The sequence below is a fragment of the Rhodobacter flavimaris genome (assembly GCF_021378075.1).
GTDB classification, from domain to species: Bacteria; Pseudomonadota; Alphaproteobacteria; order Rhodobacterales; family Rhodobacteraceae; genus Rhodobacter; species Rhodobacter flavimaris.
In genome coordinates, this window is record NZ_JAJUOS010000001.1 from 443,086 (window position 1) to 465,458 (window position 22,373).

At 62.9% G+C, this 22,373-nt stretch carries 24 protein-coding genes; 8 read left to right on the forward strand and 16 right to left on the reverse strand.

The genetic code is table 11. The annotated features are described in order from the left end of the window. Window positions 1–312: 312 nt before the first annotated feature. Entirely contained in the window at window positions 313–936 is a 624-nt protein-coding gene (locus LZA78_RS02190) for an invasion associated locus B family protein (RefSeq protein ID WP_233675306.1), read from the forward strand. Between the two features lie 56 nt (window positions 937–992). On the opposite strand, the gene LZA78_RS02195 is transcribed toward LZA78_RS02190, so the two are convergent. The 4 genes from LZA78_RS02195 to LZA78_RS02210 are packed head-to-tail and all read right to left on the reverse strand — an operon-like array spanning window position 993 to window position 5,230. Next, window positions 993–2,204, reverse strand: coding sequence for a beta-ketoacyl-[acyl-carrier-protein] synthase family protein (locus tag LZA78_RS02195; RefSeq protein ID WP_233675307.1), 1,212 nt, complete (start codon window positions 2,202–2,204; stop codon window positions 993–995). A gap of 2 nt (window positions 2,205–2,206) precedes the next feature. Continuing rightward, window positions 2,207–2,482, reverse strand: a complete 276-nt coding sequence (locus LZA78_RS02200) for an acyl carrier protein (RefSeq protein ID WP_218631088.1) — start codon at window positions 2,480–2,482, stop codon at window positions 2,207–2,209. Window positions 2,483–2,490: 8 nt separating this feature from the next. Next, on the reverse strand, window positions 2,491–3,591 hold the full coding sequence (lpxD, locus tag LZA78_RS02205) for a UDP-3-O-(3-hydroxymyristoyl)glucosamine N-acyltransferase (RefSeq protein ID WP_233675308.1): 1,101 nt from the start codon (window positions 3,589–3,591) through the stop codon (window positions 2,491–2,493). A gap of 46 nt (window positions 3,592–3,637) precedes the next feature. Continuing rightward, a complete protein-coding gene (locus LZA78_RS02210; protein ID WP_438811047.1) occupies window positions 3,638–5,230 on the reverse strand; it encodes a L,D-transpeptidase family protein in 1,593 nt (530 codons plus the stop codon). 321 nt (window positions 5,231–5,551) lie between these two features. Between LZA78_RS02210 and mepK the strand changes: the two genes are divergently transcribed. Next, complete coding sequence (gene mepK, locus LZA78_RS02215; RefSeq protein WP_233675309.1) at window positions 5,552–6,112, forward strand: peptidoglycan L,D-endopeptidase MepK; 561 nt, start codon at window positions 5,552–5,554, stop codon at window positions 6,110–6,112. A 114-nt stretch (window positions 6,113–6,226) separates the two neighbouring features. Here mepK and LZA78_RS02220 read toward each other — a convergent pair whose 3' ends face one another. The 11 genes from LZA78_RS02220 to iscR form a co-directional block, all read right to left on the reverse strand. Continuing rightward, window positions 6,227–6,877, reverse strand: a complete 651-nt coding sequence (locus LZA78_RS02220) for a cytochrome b/b6 domain-containing protein (protein ID WP_233675310.1) — start codon at window positions 6,875–6,877, stop codon at window positions 6,227–6,229. After that, window positions 6,870–8,573, reverse strand: coding sequence for a tetrathionate reductase family octaheme c-type cytochrome (locus LZA78_RS02225; protein WP_233675311.1), 1,704 nt, complete (start codon window positions 8,571–8,573; stop codon window positions 6,870–6,872). Before LZA78_RS02225 ends, LZA78_RS02220 begins: the two co-directional genes overlap by 8 nt. A gap of 126 nt (window positions 8,574–8,699) precedes the next feature. After that, complete coding sequence (locus tag LZA78_RS02230; RefSeq protein ID WP_233675312.1) at window positions 8,700–9,920, reverse strand: cysteine desulfurase; 1,221 nt, start codon at window positions 9,918–9,920, stop codon at window positions 8,700–8,702. Window positions 9,921–9,931: 11 nt separating this feature from the next. Beyond that, window positions 9,932–10,522, reverse strand: coding sequence for a YIP1 family protein (locus LZA78_RS02235; RefSeq protein ID WP_233675313.1), 591 nt, complete (start codon window positions 10,520–10,522; stop codon window positions 9,932–9,934). Beyond that, the gene (locus LZA78_RS02240; protein ID WP_233675314.1) at window positions 10,519–11,010 is read right to left on the reverse strand and encodes a YIP1 family protein; all 492 of its coding nucleotides are present in this window, start codon (window positions 11,008–11,010) and stop codon (window positions 10,519–10,521) included. Before LZA78_RS02240 ends, LZA78_RS02235 begins: the two co-directional genes overlap by 4 nt. A 1-nt stretch (window position 11,011) precedes the next feature. After that, window positions 11,012–12,304: a SufB/SufD family protein gene (locus tag LZA78_RS02245; RefSeq protein ID WP_233675315.1), complete on the reverse strand. Its 1,293-nt coding sequence runs from the start codon at window positions 12,302–12,304 to the stop codon at window positions 11,012–11,014. Further along, window positions 12,304–13,074, reverse strand: a complete 771-nt coding sequence (sufC, locus tag LZA78_RS02250) for a Fe-S cluster assembly ATPase SufC (protein WP_233675316.1) — start codon at window positions 13,072–13,074, stop codon at window positions 12,304–12,306. The genes LZA78_RS02245 and sufC overlap by 1 nt, the downstream gene beginning before the upstream one ends. Window positions 13,075–13,420: 346 nt before the next feature. Next, window positions 13,421–13,969 (reverse strand): hypothetical protein, encoded by a 549-nt coding sequence (locus tag LZA78_RS02255; RefSeq protein WP_233675317.1) that lies wholly within the window; start codon window positions 13,967–13,969, stop codon window positions 13,421–13,423. Between the two features lie 426 nt (window positions 13,970–14,395). After that, window positions 14,396–15,916 (reverse strand): Fe-S cluster assembly protein SufB, encoded by a 1,521-nt coding sequence (gene sufB, locus LZA78_RS02260; RefSeq protein ID WP_233675318.1) that lies wholly within the window; start codon window positions 15,914–15,916, stop codon window positions 14,396–14,398. Window positions 15,917–15,928: 12 nt separating this feature from the next. Next, window positions 15,929–17,008 (reverse strand): cysteine desulfurase family protein, encoded by a 1,080-nt coding sequence (locus LZA78_RS02265; RefSeq protein ID WP_233675319.1) that lies wholly within the window; start codon window positions 17,006–17,008, stop codon window positions 15,929–15,931. A gap of 21 nt (window positions 17,009–17,029) precedes the next feature. Then, complete coding sequence (iscR, locus tag LZA78_RS02270) at window positions 17,030–17,488, reverse strand: Fe-S cluster assembly transcriptional regulator IscR (RefSeq protein WP_233675320.1); 459 nt, start codon at window positions 17,486–17,488, stop codon at window positions 17,030–17,032. A 199-nt stretch (window positions 17,489–17,687) separates the two neighbouring features. Between iscR and LZA78_RS02275 the strand changes: the two genes are divergently transcribed. The 5 genes from LZA78_RS02275 (at window position 17,688) to LZA78_RS02295 (ending at window position 21,067) form a co-directional block, all read left to right on the forward strand. After that, window positions 17,688–18,347 (forward strand): alpha/beta hydrolase, encoded by a 660-nt coding sequence (locus LZA78_RS02275; protein ID WP_233675321.1) that lies wholly within the window; start codon window positions 17,688–17,690, stop codon window positions 18,345–18,347. Then, window positions 18,347–18,607 (forward strand): hypothetical protein, encoded by a 261-nt coding sequence (locus tag LZA78_RS02280; RefSeq protein ID WP_233675322.1) that lies wholly within the window; start codon window positions 18,347–18,349, stop codon window positions 18,605–18,607. The genes LZA78_RS02275 and LZA78_RS02280 overlap by 1 nt, the downstream gene beginning before the upstream one ends. Next, the gene (locus LZA78_RS02285) at window positions 18,608–19,204 is read left to right on the forward strand and encodes an HD domain-containing protein (protein WP_233675323.1); all 597 of its coding nucleotides are present in this window, start codon (window positions 18,608–18,610) and stop codon (window positions 19,202–19,204) included. A 95-nt stretch (window positions 19,205–19,299) separates the two neighbouring features. Next, window positions 19,300–20,514, forward strand: a complete 1,215-nt coding sequence (locus tag LZA78_RS02290; protein ID WP_233675324.1) for an NADP-dependent isocitrate dehydrogenase — start codon at window positions 19,300–19,302, stop codon at window positions 20,512–20,514. A gap of 115 nt (window positions 20,515–20,629) precedes the next feature. Next, window positions 20,630–21,067, forward strand: a complete 438-nt coding sequence (locus LZA78_RS02295; protein WP_233675325.1) for a hypothetical protein — start codon at window positions 20,630–20,632, stop codon at window positions 21,065–21,067. 42 nt (window positions 21,068–21,109) lie between these two features. Here the strand turns inward: LZA78_RS02295 and LZA78_RS02300 are convergent, their stop codons facing one another. Continuing rightward, window positions 21,110–21,349 carry a hypothetical protein gene (locus LZA78_RS02300; RefSeq protein WP_233675326.1) on the reverse strand — a complete coding sequence of 80 codons (240 nt, stop codon included), beginning with the start codon at window positions 21,347–21,349 and terminating at the stop codon, window positions 21,110–21,112. Between the two features lie 401 nt (window positions 21,350–21,750). On the opposite strand from LZA78_RS02300, the gene LZA78_RS02305 reads away from it, so the two are divergent. Beyond that, entirely contained in the window at window positions 21,751–22,368 is a 618-nt protein-coding gene (locus tag LZA78_RS02305) for a YitT family protein (RefSeq protein ID WP_233675327.1), read from the forward strand. Window positions 22,369–22,373 lie beyond the last annotated feature (5 nt).

Below are 22,373 nucleotides of genomic sequence, written 5' to 3' on the forward strand. Positions count from 1 at the left end.
CTCCCTGTCGGACTGGCCGCGCCGCAAGGCGCGGCTTTTTTCTGCCAAAACAGCCGGTTGGATCTGTCGAATTGACTGTTGACGGATGGTTTCTTCCGAATTAGCGTTCGCGCAATGACAAAGTCGGCCAGTCCGACAGGGGGTAAATGGAAAAGGGTTCCGCTTGCGGGACCCTTTTTCTATTTCACCGCTTAGATCACGCAACTGTGGTTGTCCAAGCGGGTCTTTCAGCCGCCAGAGGCGCATTTCGTCCCTGACTTGCTAGGCCCGGCATGGTAAGAGGCGCGCAATTCCTAACGGATGGAAAGAACAATGACCGAGCTGAAATCCTCCCTCCTCATCGCCCTCGCGCTTGGGCTCGCGGCAGCAACTGCACAGGCGCAGGAAACGACCGCTCCCGCCACCGATGCGCCCGCAGCTGAGGCCCCCGTGGCGACTACCGAAGCCGCGCCGGAAGCGCCTGCGGCCGATGGCCCCGGCACGACCTATGTCGCCGAAACCCATGGCGACTGGACGATCCAGTGCGTGCGCACCGAAGAGGGCAACGATCCCTGCCAGATGTATCAGCTTCTGAAGGACGAAAAGGGCAACAGTGTTGCCGATATCGCCATGGTTGCCCTGCCCAAGGGTGGCAAGGCCGTCGCCGGTGCCACCATCGTCACACCGCTCGAGACGATGCTGACCCAGAACATCTCGATCTCGGTCGATACCGCCGAGCCGCGGTATTACCCGTTCACCTTCTGCGCTCAGATGGGTTGCGTGGGCCGCATTGGCCTGACCGAGGAAGAACTGGCGGCCTACAAGAAGGGCAAGCAGCTTCAGATGACCATCGTTCCGATGGCCGCGCCGGACAAGAAAGTGCAACTCGCGATTTCGCTCAAGGGCTTTACTGCCGCTTACGAAACCGTCGAGAAGGCGAATGCCGACAATCTTTGATCGGGGTTTGCAGTTCCGCAACTGAACGACAAACGCCGCCCCTCGGGGCGGCGTTTTCATGAGACCTTCGTGAGCGCGAGAACCGCGTTCAGCCCGCCGAAAGCGAAGGCGTTCGAAAGCGTCGCCTGAACGGGCACCTGACGCGCGGAATTGGGCACGATGTCCAGCGCACAATCCGCGTCGGCCTGCACATGGTTGATCGTTGGCGCGATGACCCCGTCGCGCAGCGCCATAAGGCAGGCCAGCAGCTCAACCGCGCCGGTGCCGCCGATGCAATGGCCGTGCATGGCCTTGGTCGAGGACACCATGACCCGCTCGGCCGCGATCCCAAAGGCCGCATGGATCGCCGCGCATTCCGTGCGGTCGTTCGCAGAGGTTCCGGTGCCATGCGCATTGATATAGCCGATTTCGTCTGCGGCCAGCCCGGCATCCGCCAAGGCGCCGCTGATCGCGCGCGCAGCCCCTTCGACCGAGGGCGCCACGATATCGCCCGCATCCGAGGTCATCGCGAAGCCGCGCACCTCGGCCAAAATCTCGGCCCCGCGCGCCGAGGCGCTCTCGTAGCTTTCCAGCACGAAGACACCTGCGCCCTCGCCTTGCACCATCCCGTTGCGCGTCGCGCAGAATGGCCGGCAGCCATCGGGGGACATGACGCGCAGGCCTTCCCAGGCCTTCAACCCGCCGAAATTCAGCATCGATTCCGAGCCGCCTGCCAGCATCCCGTCGACCATGCCCGCACGGATCATCTGGAACGCAAGGCCGATGGCGTGGTTCGAACTTGCGCAAGCCGTGGCAACCGAGAAGGACGGGCCCATCAGCCCCCATTCCATCGACAGATGCGAGGCCGCCGCGTTGTTCATCAGGCGCGGAACGGTCAGCGGATGCACACGGTTCTTACCCTCGGCAAAGACCGCGCGGAAAGCGTCATTGACGGTCGAGTTGCCGCCGCCCGCAGTGCCCATCACCGCGCCCCAACGCTCGGGCACACTGGGCGATTTGCCCAGACCGGCCTGCGCCATCGCCTCGCGCGCGGCGACCAGCGCGAATTGCGCGAAAGGGTCAAGCAGCGTCAGCTGCGAGCGCTCGAAATGCGCCTCGGGCGTCCAGCCGCGCACCTGCGCGCCAATCCGCACGCTCAGCCGCTCGACATCCGGAAAATCCAGAGGGCCGATCCCGCAGCGGCCCTCTGCAAAGGCTTTCAGGGTGCCCGGAACGTCCTGCGCCAGCGCATTGACGGTGCCCGCACCCGTGATGACGACACGCCGCATTCTCAGGCGGCCGCGGGCGCTTGCCCCGCGATCATCCGCTCGACTGCGCGCACGATGGCGCCAACAGAGGAGATATCGAAATGCGACTGGCTCGGCTCATTCGCATTGAAGGGAACCGAGATGTCGAAGGCCTCCTCGATGGCAAAGATCACTTCGACCAGGCCGAGGCTGTCCAGCCCAAGCTCGTCAAGGGTCATGTCGGGATGAACGGCGGCGGGCTCGAGAATCGCTTCACGGGCGATGATGGAGATGATCTGGTCTTGCACGTCGGGCCTCATCTATGGGGTTACTCCGCGCTCCCCTTTTGGGCCAATTTTGTAACAGTTTCCCGAAGCTCGGAGACTTGTGCAAACAATCGCGACAGGCGGCGAATGTTTTTCCACGCTTCGACGTGGGTATCCATCTTGATCGCGGGGTAACCTAGCAACACGCGCCCGGCAGGTGCGTTCGACATGATCTTGGTGGCGCCGCCTGCGATCACGTCGTCGCCCACGAAGATATTGTCCGACACGCCGCATTGGCCGCCCAGAACCACGCGGTTGCCGATCCGGGTGGACCCGGCAATGCCGACCTGACCGCACAGCAGACAATCCTCGCCCACCTGAACGTTGTGTCCGACATGCACGAGGTTATCGAGCTTGGTGCCCCGCCCGATCGAGGTCGCGCGCACCGTGCCGCGGTCGATACAGGCATTCGCGCCGATCTCGACATCGTCGCCGATCTCGACCGTGCCGAGCGAGTGGATACGCGTCCAGCTTTGCTGGCGGATCTCCTCGCGGTGGCCCAGGGTTTCGCGGATTTCCTCGATCCCCGATTTCTCGGGGGTGACGAAGGAAAAGCCGTCCGCGCCGATCACCGCGCCGGGCTGGCAGATGAACCGATCGCCAATCACCACGCGCGCACCGATCTTGGCACCCTGAAGCACCAGCGCATCCGCCCCGATCCGCGCGCCTTCGGAGATCACCACATGCGCGGCGATTCGTGCATTCGCACCGATGCGCACACCGCGACCGATGACCACGAAAGGCCCGATGGCGGGGTCGGCGCCGATCTCGGCGGTGGGGTCAATGACGGCGGTGGGGTGAATGCCGGGGGCGATCTCGGGGCCGGGATCGAAGGCTTTCGACAGGCCTGCCATCGCTAACCGGGGCCGCGCCACGAAAATCGCCGCGCTCAGACCGTAGGATTGCCAGTCTGCACCCTCCCACAGGATTGCCGCGCGCGCCTTGCCCTGCGTGATACCGGGCGCATATTTCGGGTCCATCGCAAGGGCAATCTGACGCTCGCCCGCGGCAGAGGGCTCCGACGCGCCCTCGATCGGCAACTGCAAATCGCCTTCCGCCCGGGCGTTCAGCGCCCTGGCAATGGTTTCAACGGTTTGCGCCATGAGCCGGACCTTTCGAAGCGGGCACCTTCCTGCGCCCTACCCCGATTTAATGCGCCAGCAGCTGCAATTCCACCCCGGCGTTTTCCAGCGCCGACCAAAGCGCGGCATCGCGCTCATAAATATCGCGCCGGTATTCCATCTTGCCGCGCGTGGTGGGCCATGCAGTGAAATAGACCAGATGCACGGGCACAGGCGTCTCAAGCTTGACAGTGGTTTCCGCGCCGGTGTTGAGCACCTTCTTGAAATAACCCTCGGGGTCGTCCGTCTGCGGCGCCAGCAGCGCATAGGCCAGATCGAACGGGCGCCCCACACGAATACAGCCGTGGCTATAGGCGCGCACCTCTTTCTCGAACAGCGACTTCGAGGGCGTGTCATGCAGGTAGATATTGTAGGGGTTCGGGAACAGGAACTTGACCAGCCCAAGTGCGTTGCCATCCGAGGGCGGCTGCTTCATCGCGAAGGGGAAGTTGCGCGCGTCATAGGCCGCGAAATCCACCGCCGAGCGCGGCACGGTCCGCCCGCGCGAGTCGATCAGGTTGATATGCCCCGCCGCATTCGGATTGCGCTGCATCATCGGCAGGTATTCCTTGACCGTGATCGAGCGCGGAACATGCCAGGTCGGATTGATGACCATCATTTCCATCTTGTCCGAGAACTCCGGCGTGCGGCGATCCGACTGGTTCTGCCCGACGACGGTTACGGATTCGAAGGTCTGCTTGCCGTGATCGAAGATCCGCACCGAGAAATCGGCGATATTCACCCAGACATGGCGCGCCCCAAGATCAAGGCCGTTCATCCAGCGCAGCCGCTCCATCGCGACGAGGATGGATTGCATCCGCTCTTCGGGCGCGCGGTTGATTTCCTTGAGCGTGCTTTCCCCCGCAACACCGTCCGCCGTCATGCCCAGATCGAACTGGTATTGCTGGACGGCCTTCTGAACCTCGGCGTCATAGACCGCCGTGGCCGAGCGCCCGAGGTATCCCATCGCCTGCAAGCGGTCGCGCAGCGCGACGACTGCGGGGCCGTCATCCCCGGGGTGCAGCACCTTGACAGGCACGGTCGCGCCCCAGCCACCGCGCGCGATCTGCGCCTGCAAATCGAGCCGCGCCTTGATCAGTTGGGCATATTGCGGTGCGCGCGGCGCAAGGCTGCGCATATAGGCCATCGGCTCGTCCGACGCCGCCGCCAATCCTTGCAGCAAGACCAGCCCGTCGCGCCGGGGAATTTCGCGCACGATCCCGGAATCGATCTTCTTTGGCTCCAGCACACCGTTGGAGACGTCATGCGCATAGGTCAGGAAGGCGCGCGACATCGCGACCTCCAGCATCCCGCGCTCGCGCTCAGATCGCAGGGCGGCGAATTGGGCACGCAGCCCCTCGGCATCATACCGCCCGGCGGGAAGGCCATGCGCCGCCGCCATATCAAGAGCCCCAAGCAGCGCCGCGCGGCGGGCCGCATCGCCCGCGCCGGTCCAGATCGGCTCATAGTTGCGCTGCGCGTAGAAGGCCGAAAGCGCGGCATCGGTCGAGGACACCTCGGCAATTGCCTGGGCATAGCCCGAGATCATCTGCGCCTCGGCCCGCGGTGCGCACAAGCCCACGGTCAAGGTCGCAACCATGATCGCAGTGGAAAGACGCATACCAATAACCGACGACATCAGAACCCCGAAAAAGAATGAACTCCCGTAAAAAACAAGGTTCAAACAAAAGGCCGGGACTGTCCAGACCGCCCGCCCTGAACCTGGCCCTGCCACGTTTTTCCGCAGTCAAACCGATGCAGCCGCGCCACAGCGCGCGAGTTGCGCAAAAAACCGCCGAAACCTCACAATCGCTCACAAAACCGCGAAATGAGCTGTTGGAAGGTGACATATGTCATGGCATAACACTGTCATCGTTTGAGAATTAATAATTACGCACGGCCGAGATAACGGCACAGCGAAGAGGCAGGACAGGCGAACGATATGACTATGATGACGACGACCCGGCGTGGGCTCCTTGGGGTCTTTGCGGCGACGATGGTTACGGCCGCCCCTACGATGAGCAACGCCTTCGGAATCCTCCGTGGTGCGGGCGATGTGCGCCGCATCCGCATGTACTCGGGCCGGACTGGTGAAAGCGTCGATACCGTCTATTGGATCGAGGGCGAGTACATCAAGGAAGCCCTCAAAGAGATCAACCACTTCATGCGCGACTGGCGCACGAATGACGCGACCGTCATCGACCCCCGCACCATCGACATCGCTGCCGCCTCGCATCGCCTGATGGACGTGAGCGAACCCTACATGATGCTGTCGGGCTACCGCTCGCCCAAGACCAACGCGATGCTGCGTTCGAAGTCGAAGGGCGTTGCCAAGAACTCGCTGCACATGAAGGGCATGGCCGCCGACCTGCGCCTCAAGTCGCGCTCGGTGCCGCAGATGTATGCGGCCGCTGCCGCGTGCCACGCTGGCGGCGTGGGCAAATACACCCGCTCGAACTTCGTGCATATGGATTGCGGCCCGGTCCGTACCTGGGGCGGCTGATCCGACCCAACCCTGTCCAAGGAAACCAGCGCCGCATTCGCGGCGCTTTTTCTTTGCGCGAACAAATGTAAACCTCGGCACCAGAGGCGCCGGGGTCAATGGTCGGTTCAGGGATCAGTCCTTGAGCAGCCCCTTCTGTGCCAGATAGGCCTCGGCCTCCGGCGTCAGGTCAACGCGGTCATAACCGGTCAGCATCGGGCGGACATGCTCGCGGAAGCCGTGGCCGATGGTCAGCAGGTAAACATGCGCCACGACGAAGGCCGCGATGGCAAAAGCCGCCAGGACATGAATGTTCGCCACCAGCCCAAGCCAGAACGCCTGAGCATCATTCGCGCCCCAGAGGTTATAGCTCAGATACAGCAGCCCCGAGATCCAGATCGCCGGGAACAGTGCCATCTTCAGCGCGAAATAGGCCAGCGCTTGAAGCGGGTTGTGACGACGGTCGAAGGTCTTGTGGTAAGGGTGCTCCTCGCCCTTAAAGACGCCAAAGGCATAGAAGCGCGCGACCTTCACCATCCCGGTCAGGCGCGGGATGAACTGCCGCCAGCCGCCCGTGGTGAACAGCCAGAAGGTGGCGAAGGCCCACAGCAACAGCAGCGCAAGCGCCACCAGCGTGTGCACCGTCACCGCAAGGCCGAAGGGACCCAACTGGTGCAGCCCAAGCATCCGCGCGCCGGTGAAGAACAGCAGCATGATCGAGACCACCTGCGACCAGTGCCAGATCCGGTTGAAGCGGGTGTAAACCTTGACGAAATGCTCAGCCATGATGCCCTCCCTTGCGACCGAACAGGCGCAGCACCCCATGACCGGCAACGCCAAGCAAGGCCATCAGGAATACCACCAGCCCAAGCTTGCCGCCGATCCCGATACCGCCACCGGGGACGTAGATGCCCGCGACATTGGCCATTCGGCCATTCTCGGCGTGGCAGCTGTCGCATTTCAGCGCGTCATCCTTGGGCGCCACCATATGGGTGATCGGCCAGTACATGTAAGTTTCGACGAAATCGAACTTGCCCGAGTATTCCAACCCGACATAGTCCATCGCGAATTTCAGCGATTTCTCCCAGTCGAAGTGGGACCACAGCGCCGCCCCGTCACCCGGACCGTAAACGTGGTTGTACAGCAGCACGTTACGCTCGGTGTCATAGGCCTGCTTGCCGCCCATCCGCTTGAACGGGAAGATGCGCGCATCTTTATCCCCCGGCTCGCCGCCGATCGCGTTAATCTCGACGATCTGCGTGGGGTTGATCTGCGTTTCGGGCAGGGTGTAGCTCATCACACCATTCGACCAGGCGTAGTAAGGCACCACGTTCTCGGCCCATTGGAAATCGCCCTTGGTCGAAAGGTAGGTGTGCAGATGCTTGCCGTCCGACTGGATGAAGTTCTCTTCGCCATAAGACTTGCCCTCTTTGAGCTTGCCCGCCGTGGACCAGTCCCACCAGGTCTTGGTGGCAACGCCGCCGCGCGCGAACTCGGGGATATGGCAGGTCTGACAGGCGACCCGGTCGGTGTGGTCGTTCAGCTTGAGCGCAAGCACCGGGTTCGGCCCCGTGTGCGGCGCGTCAGAGTGGCACGACGTACACGAGGCCACATCGCGCGCTTCGCCGGGTTTGCGCTCCGCCGCGTGGGGGTCAACCACATCGGTATTGTAGCGCGAGCCCGCCAGGACGTGCTTGTCTGAAACGTGGCAGGCCTCGCAGGTGAAGTTCGCACCGTCCTTCGACATGTGCACATCGACCGCTTTCGGAGGATCAAACAGCGCCGAGCTCAGGTCACCGTGTTTCACGTTATCGCCGCCACCGCCGTAGAAGTGGCAGTTGCCGCAGTTCTGCCGCGAGGGCTCGCCTACTGACAGCGCGGCCTTGACCAGATCGACCGGGGTCGCCTTGGCGCCCGTGATCGTCTTGGAGCCGTCCTTGACCGGCTCTAGCGGCGGGTTGCCCGCAAGGTTGTCCTGCTTGGCGTACTGCCCCGAGGTATCGTGGCACACGAGGCAGTCGACCTTGGTCGGATCGTCCGGCATCGGCTGGCGCACATCGACCCAGTCATAGCCCGTGTGGCACGAGGTGCAGCGCGTCTCGTTCGAGGCGACGTTGCCGCAAAATGCGTTCAGCTCCTTGGCCTTACCCAGAACCTGCCCGGTCGCGGGGTTTTCATATTCCCATTTCCAGTGAACCGAGTGCATCACCTGATTGCTGGCCTCGGTATGGCAGCTCAGACAGGCGGCGGTCACTTCGGGGCCGGATGCGAACGGGCCCTTGAGGATCTCGAATTTGGTGTGATCGGCGGTGAGTTCCTTCACCGGATCGCTCATATGCGCAGCCAGCGCGCCTGGTGCAGGGCGCGATTGCGCCCCCACCTCGGTCTCGTTCGTGGCGGGGCTTTCCTGCGCAAGCGCGGCCCCTGCCCCCAGAACGACCGCCGAGACGAGCACAGCCGTTCGCATGAATGCGTGTTTCATCTTCGCTCCGAATACTCGCGAGATGGCCGAAAGATGCCTCCCATATATTCGATTACGAGAATGTGAACGCCCTGCCCATGCGACAATACCGCCGCAGGGCTGAGGCATCAGGTCGCAGCCGCCGCTTTAGCCGAAAAGCTCGTGGCAAAGTTCCAGCGCGGACACCAGCGCATCGACCTCGTCGCGGATGTTATACATGCCGAACGACGCGCGCGCGGTGGCTGACACCCCCAGCCAGTCCATCAGCGGCATGGCGCAATGCGTGCCCGCGCGCACCGCGATCCCGCGCTTGTCGAGGATGGTCGAGATGTCATGCGCATGGGCCGCGCCGGTCAGCGTCATCGAGAAGATCGCGCCCTTCTGCGGTGCATTACCCTGAATGTTCAGCCAGTTGAGGCCCTTGAAACGTTCTTCCGCATAGGCGCGCAGGTCGTGCTCATGCGCGGCGATATTCTGCATCCCGATCCCCATGAGGTACTCGAGCGCAACCCCCATGCCGATCTGCTGCACGATGCCCGGAGTGCCCGCCTCGAACTTCATCGGCGGCTTGTTGTAGGTGACCGCATCGCGCGTCACAGTGTCGATCATGTCGCCACCGCCGAGGAAGGGGCGCATCTCGGCCATGCGCTCGGGGCGGATATAAATCGCGCCCGAGCCCGAGGGGCCGTAAAGCTTGTGGCCGGTGATCGCGTAGAAATCGCAGCCGATATCGGCCACATCCACGGGCATATGCACCGCCGCCTGCGAGCCATCGACCAGAACCGGGACGCCCTTGGCGTGGGCGCCCTCGGTGATCGCCTTCACATCGACCAGCGTGCCGGTGACGTTCGACATGTGCGTAATGGCGACCAGTTTGGTGCGCGGCCCGATGGCCTCGACAACCTTCGCCGGATCGAGCGATCCGTCCGCCTCAGGCTCGACCCATTTCAGCACGACGCCTTGGCGTTCACGCAGGAAATGCCAGGGCACGATATTTGCATGGTGCTCAAGCACGCTCAGCACGATCTCGTCGCCCGCTTCCAGACGCGGCGCGGCCCATGCGTAGGAGACAAGGTTGATCGCCTCGGTCGAGCCGGTGGTGAAGACGATATGCTCCTCACTCGGAGCGTTCAGGAAGCAGCGCACGATATCGCGCACGCCCTCGTATTTCTCGGTCGCGAGGTTCGACAGGAAGTGCAGCCCGCGGTGGACGTTGGCGTATTCGTCCTCATAGGCGCGGGTCATCGCGTCGATCACGCAACGCGGCTTTTGCGCCGAGGCGCCGTTGTCCAGATAGACCAGCGGCTTGCCGTTCACCTGCCGCGACAGGATCGGAAAATCGGCCCGGATCTTGGCCACATCATACATCGTCAGTCTCCTCAGCCCGTGACGGGCACGGGCACGAAGCCAAGGCTTACCATCAGCATTCCCGCGATCATGGCGCTGCCCAGAAAGGTTACGATCACCCCGAAGGCGACCTTGAACAGATTCTCAAACCCGTGCAACGCGGCGGTGAACTGCACCAGCAACCAGAACAGTAGCACCATCATCGCCATCATCGCGATGACCGAGGTAATGGGGAAGAACACCATCACCAGGACCTGCACAACCTGCGCGACGATCAGCACAAACTCCATCCAGGTCAGCAGCAAAAGCGCGTCGTAGAACCGCCCGCGCCCGCCGAAGTTGCGCCCCAGAACGGTCATCGCCGTCGCGCCGTAAAGGATCAGCGCGCCTTGCGCGATGGCCATCGGCACCGGGCTTGCCGGCTCGCCCATATCCTGATCGGTAACGAAGGCGAACAGGATCTCGGCAAAGCTGCCAAGGGCTGCAGAAACCACGATGACAATCGCCAGCGCCAGAAGGCGTGCCCGCGGCGGCAGGTTAAGCGCGATCAGCTCCCGCGCAACAACGCGCGGCTCGCGGAAGGTGCGCACGACCATCTGGCGCAGATCAAGCCCTGCAATCATTTTCCACCCGCCTCGAACTCGGCCACGCGCAGGCAGCCGCCCCAGATCAGCACGAAGGCCGCGAAGGTCAGCCAGCTGACCAGAACAAGCTGAGCGCCCTGCCCGATGAAGCCCGCGACCAGCCCCTGAAGCAGCATCAGGGGCGACACCACCAGCATGGCCCAGAACAGCGCCAGACGCGCGCCATACCAGCTGCCCGTCCCGCCAAAGACCTTGGCCACCAGCCGCGCCACGGCGGCCAGCAGGTAGAATGCCGGGATCGTCGCGACCAGCGCGATCCCGGTTCCCACCATCAGCCCGGTCATCGGCAGGTCCGGCTGCTCGAAAGCCAGCCGCGACAGCCGCGGCCATTGCGCGACGAAGATGACGACCAGCGCGGCCATCAGGAAGGTCAGCGCCCGCGGCTCGGACGCGGTGCGCGCCATATGCGCGCGCATCACTACCCGAGGCGCGCGGTAGCTGCGCAGGATGTCATCGACCGCCGCCATTTCAGCCCCTGTGCCGCGCCAGCCAAGCCTCAAGCCGCGAGACGACCTCGTCCTTCAGCGCCTCGTCCTCGATCTCGTCGATCGCATCGGCCAGGAAGGACAGCACCAGCAGCGCTGTCGCCTCTTCATGCGGCACCCCGCGCGAGCGCAGGTAGAACATCGCCGTCTCATCCAGCGCGCCGGTCGTGGAGCCGTGCGAGCATTTCACGTCGTCGGCGTAGATCTCAAGCTCGGGCTTGCCAAGGAACTGGCTGTCGTCATCGAGCAGAAGCGACTGGCTGATCTGGTAGCCATCAGTCTTCTGCGCGCCGGGCTTCACAAGGATCTTGCCCTGGAACGTGCCGACCGCGCCGTGCTTGAGCACCTTCTTGAAGACCTGACGGCTCTCGCCGCGCTCGGCGCCATGGGTAATGAAGACGGTGTCGTCATGATGAAACGCGCCGCTCGCGCCATCGCCAAGCGCCGCACCGGCGACATGGGCCACCGCATCGTCGCCCACCATGTCGATCACGCATTCATTGCGCGTCAGCACGCCGTTCACGGTCATGGTGAAGCTCTTGAACAGCGCGCCCTCGGCCACGCGGGCGAAGATGCCCGTCACCGCGCGACGCTCATGATCGCGGCCCTGCGCCCGAATGTGATGGAAGCGCGCACCGGCGCCGACATCGACCTCCATGACCTTGTTGAACCGCGCTCCGGCCGGACCGTTTTCAAGCAGGGTGAACTCCGCACCCGGCTCCAGCTTGATGACGTGGTGCAGGATCGGGTCCGAGGTCTCGGAGCGGTGCACGTAGATCAGGCTGACGGGTTTCGCCGCTTTGCCGGTCACGCGGATCAGCAGCCCATCCGTCGCAGCGGCCGAGTTCAGCGCCGCGAAAGGCCGCACGACGGGCGACTGCCCGGCGGTTTCCAGCGTGCCGTAAAGACCCTGCGCCCAATGGATATCGGCGGCTTCCGCCTCGGCCAAACGCGCGATCTCGACCCCGGCCAGCTCCGGCGCATCCGAGGCCTCGGCATCGAAAACGCCATCCACGAAGACCAGCTTCACGCGGTCCATGCCGTTAAACAGCGGGGCCTCGTCGCTTGCCTCAAAGGGCTTGGCGGCGGGGGCCATCGGCGCGTTCAGCGCCGCCGGATCGGTATAGCGCCAGTATTCGTCGCGCCGCCCCGGAAGGCCCATCGCCACCAGCCGCGCCAGAGCATCGGCGCGCGCCGCCGTAAAGGCACCGCCCTTGGGCAGGTCGATCGCCGCAAGGCGCGCCTCCAGCGGAGTTTGCTTTTCGACCGCCGTCATCAGAGCACCCCCTCGATGCCGTGCTCGGCCAGGATCGCGGCATAGCCGTTGTTCTCGACCTCAAGCGCCAGTTCCGGCCCGCCGGTCTTGATGATGCGGCCATCGGCCATGATATGCACCACGTCCGGCTTGATGTGGTCCAGAAGGCGCTGGTAGTGCGTGATCACCAGGAAGCTGCGGTTCTCGTCGCGCAGGGCGTTCACTCCCTCGGCCACCAGGCGCATCGCGTCCACGTCGAGGCCCGAGTCGGTCTCGTCGAGGATGCACATCCGCGGCTCAAGCATTGCCATTTGCAGGATTTCGTTGCGCTTCTTCTCACCGCCCGAGAAGCCCACGTTGACCGGACGCTTGAGCATTTCGGCGTCGATCTTCAGCGTCTTGGCCTTCTGGCGCACCAGCTTGAGGAAATCACCCGCCGAGAGTTCTTCCTCACCGCGCGCCTTGCGCTGCGCGTTCACCGCGGTGCGCAGGAAGGTCATGTTGCCAACGCCGGGGATCTCGACCGGATATTGGAACGCGAGGAACAGGCCCGCCGCGGCGCGCTCTTCGGGCTCCATGTCCAGCAGCTCCTCGCCCTCAAGCGTGGCCGAGCCATCGGTGACCTCATAACCGTCGCGACCCGAGAGCACATAGGACAGCGTGGACTTGCCCGAGCCGTTCGGCCCCATGATCGCATGGACCTTACCTGCTTCGACGGTCAGGTCCACCCCTTTCAGGATGACCTTGTCCTGTTCTTCAAGTTTGACGTGCAGGTTCTTGATTTCAAGCATCTTTATGTTCCCGTTTTCGGCGCCGGTCAAAGCGGACGCAGGTAGGTTGTCACGATCCGGCCAAGCTGTTCAGCCGGGATCGGAGTGGGTTGAAGTTCGAATACGGCCATTCGGCCGATCATTCCAGTCGGAGCGGCGAATTGCGTGGCGCTGTTACGCACGTAGCGCGCGTCAAGTCGGAGTACACGCTCCGGGTCTGGGCGTGTGTTTTTCGCATTTGCATTTCGGAAAATAGCTGTGCTGAAGCACCCAATGGTCAATCTGGCTCCGCGCGAACCATGGCAAGGCAGCTGAGCAATTCGTTCCAAAGTGGCGTAGTGCCGCGCCGCACGAAGCGGCGCGTCGTTCAGACGCCGAAGCCGATCACCGTGCCGCGGAAGACGAAGGTATCGGGGGCGGCTGATGCCTGATACATCTCCACCCATTTCGGGGTGAAGAGAACCGCCGACAGCTCGGGCATCCAGAATGCGAGATTGTGCAGCGAGCATACCGCGAAGCCCACTGCGACCAGTTGCACGACGTTCAGGCTGCGGCCGCGCAGACGCAAGATCCAGCGCAGCACATAGGCAAAGGACGTCCCCAGAGCCATCGAGAGGATGATCTGCCCGTCGCCGAACATCTCCGACGCTGTCTGCGGGAGCGTGAACATATGCGCCTGCAACGCGACCACGAAGGCCACTGCGAACAACCCGATCAGGAAGGCCCAGACAAGGTTCAGCGAGTAGAGTGCGCCCTGCAGCAGCTCGCGCACGCGCGACGGGCGGCGCACTTCCTCGAGCGAGCGCACACGCATCTCGTTGTCGCCCACGTGCAGGATGATATTGCCCTTCGCGTTCTCGCGGCCTTCCTCGATACGCTTCAGTCGCTCGGCAAACGTCGTCGTTGACACAGACATGCTGCGCTTCGCCCCCAGTTCCTTGTTTGCTCAAAGAAACCACGCGATTGCGCCCGAATTGCGGCAAGGGGGCGCCCGAGCCGTGACGATCAGTATCCGATGCGGCAACAATCAATCCCGAACAGGATGAAAGAACGCTGCTGTGACAACGGGTTGTGCGACTCGGCGCAACCATGGACAGCAGGCTGCCCATCCTCTGTCCATCGCCCGCGGGTTGCCTTGGATAGTTCGCAATTTCTCTTGCCAAGATCTGGTAAACCGGGGGTTCGACAGCCCGATCCTGACACCGCTTACCCCATACGGGCGCCAGCTGGGCGAAGACGCGCTCGGCGTCTTCGCCCCAGTGGTTCGTTCGTATGGCGGCGATGGTTTTCAAATCGAGTTCCCGGCAGTTTCAGGCGCCCAAGATTGGCAAGACAGCGTCGATCAGCCGACGCTGCCTTCAAGCGAAATCGCCACTAGGCTCTGCGCCTCCATGGCAAATTCCATCGGCAGGGCTTGCAGCACCTCGCGGCAAAAACCGTTCACGACAAGCGCGACGGCCTCTTCCTCGTCCATGCCACGCGCGCGGCAATAGAACAGCTGATCGTCATCGACCTTGCTGGTTGTCGCCTCGTGCTCGACCCGGCTCGAGTTATTCTTGACCTCGATATAGGGAACGGTGTGCGCCCCGCATTTGTCGCCGATCAGCAGGCTGTCGCACTGCGTATAGTTGCGCGAGTTCTTGGCCTTGGGGTGCATCGTCACCAGCCCGCGGTAGGTGTTCTGCGCCTGCCCCGCCGAGATCCCCTTGGACACGATGCGCGATTTCGAGTTCTTGCCAAGATGGATCATCTTGGTGCCCGTGTCGGCCTGCTGGTAGTTGTTGGCAATGGCGATCGAGTAGAACTCGCCCGAGGTATCGTCGCCGCGCAGGATGCAGGACGGGTATTTCCAGGTGATGGCCGAGCCGGTCTCGACCTGGGTCCACATCACCTTGGCGCGGTCGCCACGGCAATCGGCGCGCTTGGTGACAAAGTTATAGATGCCGCCCTTGCCTTCCTCGTCGCCAGGGAACCAGTTCTGGACGGTCGAATATTTGACCTCGGCATCCTCGAGAATGACGATCTCGACGACGGCCGCGTGCAGCTGCGCGGTATCGCGCTTGGGCGCGGTGCAGCCTTCGAGGTAGCTGACATACGACCCCTTGTCGGCCACGATCAGCGTGCGCTCGAACTGCCCGGTGTTCTCGGCGTTGATGCGGAAATAGGTCGACAGCTCCATCGGGCAGCGGGTGCCCGGCGGGATGTAGACGAACGAGCCATCAGAGAACACGGCCGAGTTCAGCGTGGCGAAGAAGTTATCCGACTGCGGCACGACCGAGCCGAGGTATTTCTTGACCAGTTCCGGGTGTTCTTTGATCGCCTCGGAGATCGAGCAGAAGATCACCCCCGCCTCGGCCAGCTTGGCCTTGAAGGTGGTGCCGACCGAGACCGAGTCGAAGACCGCATCGACGGCAACCTGACGCTCACCCTCGACGAAATTCTCGGCGCCCTCGACGCCGGCAAGGATCAGCTGTTCCTTAAGCGGGATGCCCAGCTTTTCGTAAGTGGCCAGCAGCTTGGGATCGACCTCGTCGAGCGACTTGGGCTTCTTCTCCATGCTCTTGGGACGGGCATAGTAGTAAAGATCCTGATAGTCGATCTCGGGGTAATGCAGCATCGCCCATTTCGGCTCGACCATGGTCACCCAACGGCGGTAGGCCTGAAGACGCCATTCCAGCATCCATTCGGGCTCATCGTTCTTGGCCGAGATCAGGCGAACGATCTCTTCGGAAATGCCTTTGGGGGCATATTCCATTTCGATCTCGGTCTCCCAACCATATTTGTAGGAGCCCATGTTCTGGACGGTCTCGACCGTTTCACGATCCACGCCCTCGCGGACGTCCAGTTCCTGTTCCAAAGCCATTTCCTTTCCGCGTCAGACTCTTGCGCGATGTTTTTTAAGTGCCGCGCCGAAAGCCTCGGCAAAGCGCAGAACCTCATCCTTCGTAACCCCCGGCCCGAGCGAGACCCGCAACGCGGATGCCGCCAGATCCTCGGACCAGCCCATCGCGCGCAAAACCTTGCTCGCGCGGACCTTGCCCGAGGAACAGGCCGAGCCAGCCGACACGCCAAACCCCATCAGGTCCAGCCGCATCACCTGTGTCTCGCCCTTCCAGCCGGGACTGACAATCGAAAGCGTATTAGGAAGGATCGTAGGCCCCAGGCCTCCGTCCCCCGAATGATCTCCCGATGTCTCCCAACCCGGAAAATAGAGCGTCTCACCGCTCTCTTCCAGAGCATTTTTTAGAATATTTCTAATTTTGGCAACTTCATCCCAAACACCCACCGCCAGATCGCGCGCGGCGGCCTCGGCGGCTGCACCGAAGCCCGCGATTCCGATCAGGTTCTCGGTGCCCGCACGGCGGCCCATTTCCTGCCCGCCGCCGCGCAACTGCGCCGCGATATCGGTGCCGCGCCGCACGACCAGCGCGCCGATACCCTTGGGGCCACCCAGCTTGTGGGCCGAGATCAGCCCCGCCGTCACTCCAAGCCAGTTGAAGGCAAAGGGGATCTTGCCAAAGGCCTGCGTCAGGTCGCTGACCGCCAGCCCCTCGGGCAGTTGCTGGATGACGCCGGTTTCGGAATTGGCGAGTTGAAGCGTTGCACGCGCGGGATCGGGCACAGAGACCCGGCCGAACCCGTCCACCGCCAGATCCGCCGCGCACCAGGCCGCGACCGCGTCATGCTCGATCGCCGCGCAGGAATAGCCGTGCTCGGCCAGCGCGAGCGAGGCCGCCTCGGTCGCGCCGGAGGTAAAGATGATGTCCTGCCCCTCGGCGCCCAAAGCTGCCGCCACCTGGGCGCGGGCGCGTTCCATCAGCGTTTTGGCCGCGCGCCCCTCGGCATGGACCGAGGACGGGTTCCCCACCACGTCCATCGCCGCGATCATCGCCGCGCGCGCCTCGGGGCGCAGCGGAGCGGTCGCATTCCAGTCCAGATAGACGCGCGGGTTCATCCGATGTCCCTCAAGCGCCCGTCACTCGTCCACGACCGAAAACAGCGACGGCACCGCCGGGCAGGGTTTCAGTGCGTTCTTCGTCACATCCGCCAGCGTGGTCTGATGCAGGAAGACGAAAACCTGCGCGCTCAGGCTCTCCCACAGCCGGTTCGACAGCGACTGCGCGCGCGAACCCGAAATACCGCCCGAGGCGCCCGCCCCCACATGCAGCGCACTAACCGTCTCATCAACGGCCTCGAAAATCTCGGAGACGCGAATTTCCTCGGGGGTACGGGCCAGACGATAGCCACCGCCGGGGCCGCGCACCGACTCCACCAGCCCCGCGCGGCGCAGGCGCACGAACAGCTGTTCGAGATAGGGCAAGGAGATATCCTGACGCTTCGAGATCGCCGCCAGCGAGGTCATCGCATCGGGACCGGCCATCGCCAGATCCACCAACGCCACCATCGCATAGCGTCCTTTGGTCGAAAGTTTCATCGCCGCCTCCCCCAAGCGCCCGTTCGCATTGCAAATGCGGGGCAAAGCATTGACGCCGCGCCTTGGGCCGCTTAACTCAATTCCACCCATATTCCCGGCATCCCGCCGGGGATTGCCCCGTCCTAGGGTGTCTGAGCGAAAGCGTCAAGCATACGCACCGTCGCACCCCTGGGCCCAGAGAATAAAGCAGCGAGAGCCGATGCCCGAAGTCATTTTCCCCGGTCCCGAAGGACGCCTCGAGGGCCGCTACCATCCGCAGCCCATGCCGGACGCCCCGATCGCGATCATCCTGCACCCCGATCCGCAGTTCGGCGGCACGATGAACAACCGCGTCGTCTATAACCTGCACTACGCCTTCCACAAAATCGGCTTCACCGTGCTGCGCTTCAACTTCCGGGGCGTGGGCCGCAGCCAGGGCGAGTATGACCAGGGTATCGGCGAGCTGTCGGATGCGGCCTCGGCGCTCGATTACCTGCAGGCGATGAACCCGAATTCGAAGCATTGCTGGGTCGCCGGGTTCTCGTTCGGCGCCTGGATCGGGATGCAGCTGCTGATGCGCCGCCCCGAGATCACCGGTTTCATCTCGGTCGCGCCGCCCGCGAACATGTATGACTTCAGCTTCCTCGCGCCCTGCCCCTCGTCGGGCCTGATCATCAACGGCACCGCCGACCGCGTGGCGCCGCCGAAGGACACGCATACGCTGGTTTCCAAGCTGCGCGAGCAGAAGGGCATCACCATCACCCACGAGGAAATCGAGGGCGCCGATCACTTCTTCAAGGACGACGAAGCACATATGAAACCGATGATCGACTCGGTTCAGGGCTATGTGAAGCGCCGCCTGACCGAGGGCTCGCGCTGATGGCTCTGCTCGACGAATTGGCCGATGCGCTGGCCGCCGACGTGATGGCGGCCATGAAGGAGTTCGACGATGACCGGCTTTACATGGAAATGAGCAAGGTCATCGGCACCTCCTCGCCCTCGCTGCAAGAGGCTTTCAACACCTCGTGCCGCCTGCGCCTGTCCGAACAGCGCGCGCGCAAGTTCCTTGACGAGACGATCCGCGCCCGGCGCGAGGGCGGGAAGGCCCCCGCCGCGCCGCGCGACGCCGAGGGGCACTAGATGACCGAGCGCCTCTCGCGGCAATTCGCCTTTCTGCTGGAGGCCGAGAAGCTCAAATCCGTCTATCGAGCCACCCCGCTTGCGGATAACTCGCGCCGGGAGAACTCGGCCGAGCATAGCTGGACGCTTGCGCTTTACGCGCTGGTGCTGGCCGATCAGGCTGGCCCCGGCGTTGACGTGAACCGTGCGATCCGGATGCTTTTGCTGCACGATCTGGTCGAGATCGACGTGGGCGATGTGCCGATCCATTCCTCAGACGGCACAGCCCATGGATCGGCCGATATCCAGGCGGCGGAATCGGCCGCCGCCGCGCGTCTTTTCGGGCTTCTTCCCAACGACTTGCGTGCCGATCTTGAAGCGACCTGGCGCGAGTTTGAGGCCGCCCAAACCCCCACTGCGATCTTTGCAAAAAGCCTCGACCGGGTGCAGCCCGTGATGCTGAACCTCGAAGGCGGCGGCGGCAGTTGGCTGGAATACAACGTCAACTGGGCGCAGCTTGAATCCCGCGTGGGCGCCAAAGTGTCCCGCGGATTGCCTGCGGTCTGGGACTGGGTGCAGGACCGCATCCGCCCCTGGTTCACGCTTCGCGGTCGCTGAAATAATTTTCGGTATACCAATGCATACCGACTATGGCCTTTTCCTTCGGAATGGGGTATGAGCCGCGCATCACTTATTCATGCGCGGAGCAAGTCATGACGAAGATCAAGGTTGAAAACCCCGTCGTCGAACTCGACGGCGACGAGATGACCCGGATCATCTGGGACTTCATCAAGAAGAAACTGATCCTGCCCTACCTCGACCTCGACCTGCTCTATTACGATCTGGGCATCGAAGAGCGTGACCGCACCGAGGACCAGATCACCATCGACGCCGCATTGGCGATCAAGGAACACGGTGTCGGCGTGAAATGCGCTACGATCACGCCTGACGAGGCCCGCGTTGAGGAATTCGGCCTCAAGAAGATGTGGAAATCGCCCAACGGCACGATCCGCAATATCCTGGGCGGCGTGATCTTCCGCCAGCCGATCATCTGCCGCAACGTGCCGCGTCTTGTGCCCGGCTGGACCAAGCCGATTGTCGTTGGCCGCCACGCCTTCGGCGACCAGTACAAGGCCACCGATTTCCGCTTCCCCGGCAAGGGCAAGCTGACGATGAAATTCGTCGGCGAGGACGGCACCGTGATCGAGAAAGAGGTCTATGAGGCCCCCTCCTCGGGCGTCTATATGGGCATGTATAACCTCGACGACTCGATCCTCGACTTCGCGCGCGCCTCGCTGAACTACGGCCTCAACCTCGGCTGGCCCGTGTATCTCTCGACCAAGAACACCATCCTCAAGGCCTATGACGGCCGCTTCAAGGACCTGTTCCAGAAGGTCTATGAGGAAGAGTTCGAAGAGAAGTTCAAGGCCGCCGGGATCTGGTATGAGCATCGCCTGATCGATGACATGGTCGCCTCGGCGCTGAAATGGTCGGGCGGCTACGTCTGGGCCTGCAAGAACTACGATGGCGATGTGCAGTCGGATACCGTCGCGCAGGGCTTCGGTTCGCTCGGGCTGATGACCTCGGTCCTGATGACGCCCGATGGCAAGACGGTCGAGGCCGAGGCCGCCCACGGCACCGTCACCCGTCACTATCGCCAGCATCAAGCAGGCAAGCAGACCTCGACCAACTCCATCGCCTCGATCTACGCCTGGTCGGGCGGCCTCAAGCATCGCGCCAAGCTGGACAACAACGCCCAACTGATGCGCTTCGCCGAGACGCTCGAGAAGGTCACCGTGCAGGCGGTCGAGGATGGCTTCATGACCAAGGATCTGGCGCTGCTGGTCGGTCCCGATCAGAAATGGCTGACCACGATGGGCTTCCTTGAAAAGATCGACGAATACCTGAACAAGGCCCTGATCGGCTAACCAAATCCGCGATCAGTATTACTAGGCCCGCGCTCTCCCTGCGCGGGCTTTTTCTATGCGAACTTGAACTACAGCGGTATAATTTTAGCAACTCCGCAGCCTTGAGGAGATCCAGATGCCTCTGAAACGCGTCGTATTATTCGCTTCGCTCATAGTTGGCATGACGGCCTGCGTTGCCGAAGACACTCCAAGGCACGAACCACAGCCGCCGACCTTCTCAATTCCTACCGCAAAGCCGCCTGAAACGACCAAGGAGTGCATTAGGGCCGCTTTCTATGCGCTGCCGCGAACGAATCCGGATGAAATTCCGATTGATTTCCGGGATATGCCCGGCGGCTGGAAGAGCATTGTTGTCCAATACACCAATAACTCCGGCGACATCTTCACCATCCTGCTCGATCGGCGCGATGAGACCTCGTGGTCGCAAATCACCCATGAGAACAAGGTATTGTCGCTCTATGGCCAAGACATCCTATTGATAACCAATGACTTCTTTCCTCTTGCGCCGAGCCGAACAGTTCCACTCATTCCGCTCATCAAGGCATGTGCCTGAGGGAGGGGCCGGAACTCATCCGGCCCCTCCGGTTGCATACACCTACCAGCCGCAATGGTCCCAGTGTGGCCTTGGGGGCGCTGTGGATTTCGGCGGCAGGCCGATGTCGCGGCGCATGTGATCGTCGAGATCGACGAAGTTGGCGGCCAGCGGGCGCGCCGCACGCGGCCGCAGCGCGGCAAGCAGGGCCGCGATCAGAACGCGCCGCGCACCGTGGAGTGCGATTGCGGCTTCGATGGAGGATGCGGGCACGGGCCCGGCATGATGGGTCAGTCTGGTCATGTGATTTCCGGAATGCGCGCAAACGCCCCCGGCCTCTGGTTTGTGGTGAAGAAACCGGACCGGGACGAGCCATGACACAGCGCACGCCGCGTCGGGATCAGCCATGAGGTCCGGTGGAGGGTTCAGACATGGACCCCTTGGGGTCCGGGCGACGGATCAGGCCTGTCGGCGTGCTCCGGTGCGGGTGGCAGTTGCCCCTGCGCGATGCCAGCCGGCTGCTTGGGCGTAAACGTACGAAGTCATGTTCCGCCCTCCTGTCTGAATTAGCCGGATGGCGCCAGAAACCACGGCTCACCGAGTCGCGGCAAACCCAAAACCTGCACATCCGATCAAGGCACGGCTTGCGTTGCGGACGCGCCACAGCCTCTTGCCGCCCCTCGTGCCGCGTGACAGAAAGCGCCATGACCGAGATCATCGCCGAAAACCCCGCCCGACACACCCCGCTAGACGATGCGCAAGGCATCGCCTTTGGCAGCCTCATGGCGGCATTTGGCGTGCTGATGCTGACCCATCTGGGTTTCGTCACGGGCCAGACCGCGGGACTCGCGATTCTCGTGTCCTACGCGACCGGTTGGGACTTTGGTCCGGTGTTCTTCGTGATCAACCTGCCCTTCTACTGGTTCGGGTATCGGCGGCTTGGCGGGGCCTTCGTTCTCAAGACCTTCCTGGCGGTTGCGCTGCTCTCGGCGCTGACGATGGTGTTGCCGCAGTATATCTCGTTCCAGAGCCTGCACCCGGCCGTGGGCGCTATTCTCATCGGCTTTGTCTCCGGATCGGCCTTGCTTGCGCTGTTCCGACACGGTGCAAGCCTCGGCGGCATCGGCATTCTCGCACTGTATTTGCAGGACAAGACCGGATTCCGGGCGGGCTGGACGCAACTGCTGTTCGATCTGTGCGTCTTCGCCATCGCGCTGACCCTGCGCGACTGGCAGACCGTCGCCTGGTCTGCGCTTGGCGCACTGGTGCTGAACATAGTCATCGCGCTCAACCACCGCCGCGACCGCTACATCGCCCTCTGACGCCG

Coding starts and splice junctions, on each gene's coding strand:
- LZA78_RS02275 (WP_233675321.1), top strand. CDS start 17,688: ATGCCCGAAGTCATTTTCCCCGGTCCCGAAGGACGCCTCGAGGGCCGC.
- LZA78_RS02230 (WP_233675312.1), bottom strand. CDS start 9,920: ATGTATGATGTGGCCAAGATCCGGGCCGATTTTCCGATCCTGTCGCGG.
- LZA78_RS02245 (WP_233675315.1), bottom strand. CDS start 12,304: ATGACGGCGGTCGAAAAGCAAACTCCGCTGGAGGCGCGCCTTGCGGCG.
- LZA78_RS02280 (WP_233675322.1), top strand. CDS start 18,347: ATGGCTCTGCTCGACGAATTGGCCGATGCGCTGGCCGCCGACGTGATG.
- LZA78_RS02190 (WP_233675306.1), top strand. CDS start 313: ATGACCGAGCTGAAATCCTCCCTCCTCATCGCCCTCGCGCTTGGGCTC.
- LZA78_RS02285 (WP_233675323.1), top strand. CDS start 18,608: ATGACCGAGCGCCTCTCGCGGCAATTCGCCTTTCTGCTGGAGGCCGAG.
- lpxD (WP_233675308.1), bottom strand. CDS start 3,591: ATGGCGCAAACCGTTGAAACCATTGCCAGGGCGCTGAACGCCCGGGCG.
- LZA78_RS02220 (WP_233675310.1), bottom strand. CDS start 6,877: ATGGCTGAGCATTTCGTCAAGGTTTACACCCGCTTCAACCGGATCTGG.
- LZA78_RS02300 (WP_233675326.1), bottom strand. CDS start 21,349: ATGACCAGACTGACCCATCATGCCGGGCCCGTGCCCGCATCCTCCATC.
- LZA78_RS02290 (WP_233675324.1), top strand. CDS start 19,300: ATGACGAAGATCAAGGTTGAAAACCCCGTCGTCGAACTCGACGGCGAC.
- iscR (WP_233675320.1), bottom strand. CDS start 17,488: ATGAAACTTTCGACCAAAGGACGCTATGCGATGGTGGCGTTGGTGGAT.
- mepK (WP_233675309.1), top strand. CDS start 5,552: ATGACTATGATGACGACGACCCGGCGTGGGCTCCTTGGGGTCTTTGCG.
- LZA78_RS02255 (WP_233675317.1), bottom strand. CDS start 13,969: ATGTCTGTGTCAACGACGACGTTTGCCGAGCGACTGAAGCGTATCGAG.
- LZA78_RS02200 (WP_218631088.1), bottom strand. CDS start 2,482: ATGAGGCCCGACGTGCAAGACCAGATCATCTCCATCATCGCCCGTGAA.
- LZA78_RS02240 (WP_233675314.1), bottom strand. CDS start 11,010: ATGGCGGCGGTCGATGACATCCTGCGCAGCTACCGCGCGCCTCGGGTA.
- LZA78_RS02295 (WP_233675325.1), top strand. CDS start 20,630: ATGCCTCTGAAACGCGTCGTATTATTCGCTTCGCTCATAGTTGGCATG.
- sufC (WP_233675316.1), bottom strand. CDS start 13,074: ATGCTTGAAATCAAGAACCTGCACGTCAAACTTGAAGAACAGGACAAG.
- LZA78_RS02305 (WP_233675327.1), top strand. CDS start 21,751: ATGACCGAGATCATCGCCGAAAACCCCGCCCGACACACCCCGCTAGAC.
- LZA78_RS02235 (WP_233675313.1), bottom strand. CDS start 10,522: ATGATTGCAGGGCTTGATCTGCGCCAGATGGTCGTGCGCACCTTCCGC.
- LZA78_RS02195 (WP_233675307.1), bottom strand. CDS start 2,204: ATGCGGCGTGTCGTCATCACGGGTGCGGGCACCGTCAATGCGCTGGCG.
- LZA78_RS02210 (WP_438811047.1), bottom strand. CDS start 5,230: ATGCGTCTTTCCACTGCGATCATGGTTGCGACCTTGACCGTGGGCTTG.
- sufB (WP_233675318.1), bottom strand. CDS start 15,916: ATGGCTTTGGAACAGGAACTGGACGTCCGCGAGGGCGTGGATCGTGAA.
- LZA78_RS02265 (WP_233675319.1), bottom strand. CDS start 17,008: ATGAACCCGCGCGTCTATCTGGACTGGAATGCGACCGCTCCGCTGCGC.
- LZA78_RS02225 (WP_233675311.1), bottom strand. CDS start 8,573: ATGAAACACGCATTCATGCGAACGGCTGTGCTCGTCTCGGCGGTCGTT.